The following is a 5,423-nucleotide window of genomic DNA, read 5'->3' on the forward strand; positions in this document are numbered from 1 at the left end:
ACCAACATCCCACACTGTGCTCCCCGATAGCCTCGGGGGCATTATCCACATCAGTGTAAGGGGGTCATTTTTGGACGCCGATCACCCCGCTACGGGGTCAATTTTGCATGCCTGTTCACAGAGAGGGGCGACCGGCGCGTTCTGGGTGGGATTATCTTCATAAACCGCAATGGCTTGCGCTGGCGTGATGCGCCGAAAGAGTATGGTCCACATAAGACGCTATACAACCGTTGGAAGCGGTGGAGAGATAAGGGCATCTTTGCGCAAATTATAACTGGCCTGGCGGCTCAGCACGGCGAAAAGAAGACAGTGATGATCCCCTCTCTTTGATTGCGACGCAATCATGAGAACGGCGGTGCAAAATTGGACCACGGTAGCGGTGGGATAGTCCTGCTGCGGGCGGAGTAAAATCCGGCCACTTTTCCCTTCGTGCGGCAGCAGGGAGGGCGAGGAGATCTATACCGTGGAATTATATCGAAAGGTTCGCCTGGCGTGTGCCGAGGGCATGAGCGCCCGGGCGGCGGCGCAGCATTTCAACATTTCGCGTGGGACGGTTGAGAAGATGTTGGCCTTCTCTGAGCCACCTGGCTATCGACGGAGCAAGACCACCTTTAATGCCCGTCTCGAGGACGGCTTCGCCAATGCCATCACGGAACTGGAAGAACTCGGCTACCCCGGCAGACTCAACAATCCGAAACTCTCCATTGCCACGCAGATCAAACCCGTTGACGGGCTCGATCACCCAGCGGCTGTGCAATACGATATCTCGGGCGACAAATCCGGGGTGAAGCTGCCCGAAAGCTACAACGGCCTAGGCTTCCAGAACCTAATCTCCATGGTGTTTCAGCTCATGCGTTTCCGGGATGACTGGATGCAGGTAGGCAAGTTCAAATCACAGGTGGTGACCCCGGACGACAGGGGCATCGAACCCCTGCAACTGGTTCTGATCGAGGAGCCGGAGGCGCATCTGCATGTTCAGGTGCAGCAGGTCTTTGTGGCCAGGGCCCACAAGGTGTTGCGCAACCATAAAGATCTGGAGAAGGAGGCCTCGGCTTTTACCACGCAGCTGGTAGTGAGTACCCATTCGGGCCATATCGCGCACGCCGCCACGTTTGAGGAGCTGCGTTATTTCAAGCGCGAGCTGCTAGGTCACGGAGTTGTGCCCACGGCCACTGTGGCGAATATGACCGGGCTCTTTGGCGCGGACAAACAAACTCGTCGCTTCGTGACGCGCTATCTGCTGAGCACACATTTTGATCTATTCTTCGCCGACGCCATCATCGTGATCGAGGGGGCCGCAGAGCGGATCTTGCTGCCGCATCTGATCCAGCATCATTACCCTAACCTTGCTGTGGCCTATTTATCCTTCCTAGAGCTGGGGGGCAGCCACGCGCACCGCATGCGTCCCTTGATCGAGGCGCTGGAAGTGCCGACGCTGATCATCACCGATCTCGATGCCGTGGCGAAGGTCGACAAAGACGGAAAAACTGTCACGCAATCGGCCCGGCCGTGCTCGGGTGCCGCTCAGACCACCGTGAACCAGGTTCTGAAAACCTGGCTCCCCGAGATGGAGGAGGTCGACACGCTGATGGCGGAGGCAAGAGGTTTGGCACGTTCGAACATTCGAAAACCTTCTGAACTTTTTTCGCTGATCGACCCTGGGCACCAAGGATCAACACTTACATGGGGGAATCCGGCAGTCTGGGCAACGATATTGCTGCGTGATGCTCGAAGGTCTCCTATGCCCAGCCGCAATGCAGCATCGTGAACGCAAGTTGGAAGGCAGGTTTGGGCCGTCTCTGCCGGGCAGACCGCCTCACCTAGGCGTCCAGCACGCCGCGCCACCGCAGGTCCGCTCCGAGCCCACTTCGACCGAAGCTATTTTTTGAAACGCAGCTATCTGTCGAGCATCCCAGGTAGTGGTGGGTTCATCATCGCACCGTCTGGCATGGTTTCACGTCGGTATGGGATATTGAAGTTGATCGAGTCATCGGACACGCGTGAAGCTTCGACGCCAATGCTCTCCGCCATGTCCTCTAAAATGTCACCGAGAGCCTCGAAGACATTCAACCCGTCCCACTTACCAAAGTCACTCCAAAGCGCCTCGTGCACCTTAACGAGGCGTTCGTAGAACGGAGAAAACCACCCAAAATTAGCCTCTTCGGTTAAAACGGCAGGGTGCGTTTCCGGGTTTTCCTGCGCTGCAACCGCACCCAAGAAATACGATGAATACTTCAGAAGTTCTCTAATACGTCCATACACTTCTGCTGCAACCTGCCCAACATCTCCGTGCGCCCGGTATACCTTGATCATCTCGTAAACTTGACCTCTGGTAGCGCCCAACACATTGACTAATGTCTCGAGGTAACCGTCTGCGGGATCATACCCGATCGAGCCGACGATGCGGCATACTGCATACTCATCCCACGTTGCCAGAATTACCTGCCAGCGCATGTTGTCTAGGATGTTGTTGTGTTTTTTCTGTAGAAGGATCTTCGGGAAAGATCTGTCAAATGCAGCAGTCACCTCGACATGCGCACACTCGTGAGCAACCAAATGAAGTGATTGTCCAAAGTCCTCAGTTTCCTCCCCTGGTTCCTCAAGAATGCTGAGTGCGTAGTTTGCGTTGAGGACAAGATGGGTCTTAATCACACCGTCGCGAATTACTGTCGGGGCCATTGCGACACCGATAGCGACGCCTTTGGTGGCGGAGAGCTTGTAAGTGGTCTCATATCCACGATCCAGCTCTGCCAGCGCTTCGTCGTAGTCGAATGCAACAGTCACGCCATCCAGATTGGTCAGATCAATGGACTGGCTGATAACGCTGAGGACCGAGTGCAACTTGTAGATTGCCTCCTTGGCATATTCCTCATTCGCGAACCCCCTAGCCGAAAACTGAAGATCGCTCGGGATCGAAACGTCATCTGGAAGTTTGTCGGCAGTACCTTCGTCACTCTGCATGTTATTTAACCTTCTGCCGCAAATCTCGAAAACACCACCGTGTATCCAGATATGGGTGCAGACCACTCAGACGCAACCACATCTGGGCGAAAAATTTGGCGGCGGCGCGGTCGCCCACACTACAAAAATGCTACAAGCTAACCACGCCGACTAAACCCGTTACCTTGAGCTGCTTAAGCGGCACTGAAGCAACCATTGGTGCAGGCTCAGCGAAGTGGCGCTTCGTTCCGCAGTGCGGTCCTCGGGCTCCTGAACGATGCTGCGCGGTGCCGTGAAAGTCCGGAACGGGAAAGCCGCACTGCAGCAATGGTGATCCTGGCCAACGGCGGCTATGGGCCGGTCGCGCCAGTTGGCTTGGCTCGGCCTTCTCGACTTTGCAAAGGGCGATTTCTGCGCATAGCTGACCTTGAAGCTTGGTCGGCATGGGCGGCGATACCGCTGACTGTTGAATCTCCGCTTCCTTACAACTGAGGTGGAACTCATGCAGGTGCGGCTAATGTCAGCAATCCACCCGACCTGCTGGGAGGCCTTCGGTCGAGTCTGATCGCATGCCCGGTCCGCTTCGGGGTGGGACCGGCCATCTGATGCGTGGCGCTTGAGCGTCAGGTCAGAGCCGAAAGGATGCTTCGCGCGAACTCGACTATTTCGCTCTGTAGCAGGCCGATGGGCCTAGTGATGGCAAGGCATCGTCGCGCGGCGAGCTCGATCGACCGCTTCGGAGCGCAAGTCGGCCAGCGCTCTGGCACCGAGGCCTATCAAGTTGTCCGCGTTCCACACCTTCGTAGCCATGTCTGGGCGGCCTTGTCAGCGTCGGTTGTGGGCATCTCATTCGCCCAAAGCAACGAAATCAACATATAGAAAAGGCGCCCGTTGGGCGCCCCATATGTTGCTTCCAAGTCATCCTCGCGGGATCTTCAGCCCGATTCCGAGACAACTTTGCCCCGATTTACAAAGCCTGTGAATCGGGGCAAAGTTGTCTCGAGGCAGCTCTAAAAATCAAGCAATAACAATAGCTTATTTTCACCCCATTCGGAATGGGAGCAAGGATCCCGCGAAAATCGGGGCAAGATCCCGCGAACCTTGGAGACGACAACAAAAAAGCCCGCCGAAGCGAGCTGATTTCCCATGTGATTTTACTCGGTTCAGGCGGAGATCTTCATCTCCACCACGGCGTTCACATCGACATAGATCGCCGCGATACCAAACTTTTCGGGATCGCGAAAACAGGGAACCCGCCCAGCAAGAATATCAGCGAATACCTCTTCGAATGCCCCTGCACCACGCTGGCAGGCATAGGCGATCGGACGCGAATTTTCTCCGGCGGCCTCGCTATGCTCCGGGAAGGCATCCAGACGCTCCAAAAGATCATCGAGATGTTTCCGGGCAAAAACAACATTTCGAACTGACCCACGGCCGGTCCGCGGCACAAGGGGCCGCACAATGCCCGCACGGTAAAGGGCTTCGATCTGGCGCTTGGTCGCCCCCAAATATTCCGGGACATCCTGTAGTAAAACCGCGGTATTGAAAGCTTCGATCAGGGACTCCGTCGTGGCTGCCTCGAACACCATATTTCCAATTTCCACCTCGGTGGCATGCGCGGGGGTTTCACCTAGCTTTCTCAGAAGCCGCGAGAGGCGTGGCCGGTCGATGCCGACCTCTGCTGATAGGCTGTAGAGGGTATGAAACCGCCGTTCAGTAATCTCAACACCGAGGACCTTGGTACCAGGTTCTACCGCAGAATGCTTCACGATGTGGTCTCGCAGGATGTTGCGGATGGGACCGGGATCAATGGCATTGCTGCGGCGATCCAGCCAATCAAAGAGCTTGCCGTAATAGGCCAGAGGCCCCGCCTGCACAGCGGTTGCGGATGAGGTCTGGCGGATGGTGTCCAACGCCTCCTCGACCGCTTCCCGTCCCTCGCTGTAGATCGAAAATCCGATATCGGTGGCTTCCTCGGTCTGTGCTGGAGACAGCCTTGTCACCGCGACCCGATGCCCGTGCTCCAAGATGGCGCCGAGCATTTCAGAGGCGGCCAGAACCTGTTCCAAGGTCTGCCCGGCGAGCCAAGGATTATCGACCTGGTCCCCGCCGTGAACGCGCCCACGCAGCCAGGTCAGGTAGTCCGGCGTCGGTTCATCAGCTCTCACGCCCTCGGCGAGAGGTGACGTTCCCAGTGCAAGCCGCATGTTGGTCGTGTTGGCTGTAGGGGAATCCGAAAGCCAGAGGCAATGGCGATCACAACGGCTGACATGACGAAAGCCCCACAGCAACCGGAACCGGCGATCAGCCCGATGTTCATCTGCGGCCAGACAGGCCGGACAATAGCGAGCCGTCCGCGGGGTGTCAATGAGCGTTCAAAACTGACCCGGTTTCAGCGTTTGATTTTGACCCGTCGTTCAGAGGGCAAAGCCCCCAGACGGGCCGCCCTCATATAGCGAGTCCGTCTGGGGGCTTTGCTTGCG

General features: G+C 56.8%; 3 protein-coding genes and 1 pseudogene. 2 read left to right on the top strand and 2 right to left on the bottom strand.

Annotated features, from left to right (window positions below):
- Positions 1-129: 129 nt before the first annotated feature.
- Together E1B25_RS21745 and E1B25_RS22885 are read left to right on the top strand one after the other, a co-directional pair.
- Positions 130-318 (top strand): annotated as a pseudogene (locus E1B25_RS21745) (transposase); the annotation flags it as partial.
- Positions 319-562: 244 nt separating this feature from the next.
- Positions 563-1,768 carry an ATP-dependent nuclease gene (locus tag E1B25_RS22885; protein ID WP_425358949.1) on the top strand — a complete coding sequence of 402 codons (1,206 nt, stop codon included), beginning with the start codon at positions 563-565 and terminating at the stop codon, positions 1,766-1,768.
- Between the two features lie 128 nt (positions 1,769-1,896).
- Here the strand turns inward: E1B25_RS22885 and E1B25_RS21755 are convergent, their stop codons facing one another.
- Both E1B25_RS21755 and E1B25_RS22695 read right to left on the bottom strand, forming a co-directional pair.
- Entirely contained in the window at positions 1,897-2,961 is a 1,065-nt protein-coding gene (locus tag E1B25_RS21755) for a hypothetical protein (RefSeq protein WP_132831658.1), read from the bottom strand.
- A gap of 1,142 nt (positions 2,962-4,103) precedes the next feature.
- Complete coding sequence (locus E1B25_RS22695; protein ID WP_245510824.1) at positions 4,104-5,147, bottom strand: hypothetical protein; 1,044 nt, start codon at positions 5,145-5,147, stop codon at positions 4,104-4,106.
- Between the last annotated feature and the right edge of the window lie 276 nt (positions 5,148-5,423).

Source organism: Antarcticimicrobium sediminis (assembly GCF_004348975.1).
Lineage (GTDB): Bacteria > Pseudomonadota > Alphaproteobacteria > Rhodobacterales > Rhodobacteraceae > Antarcticimicrobium > Antarcticimicrobium sediminis.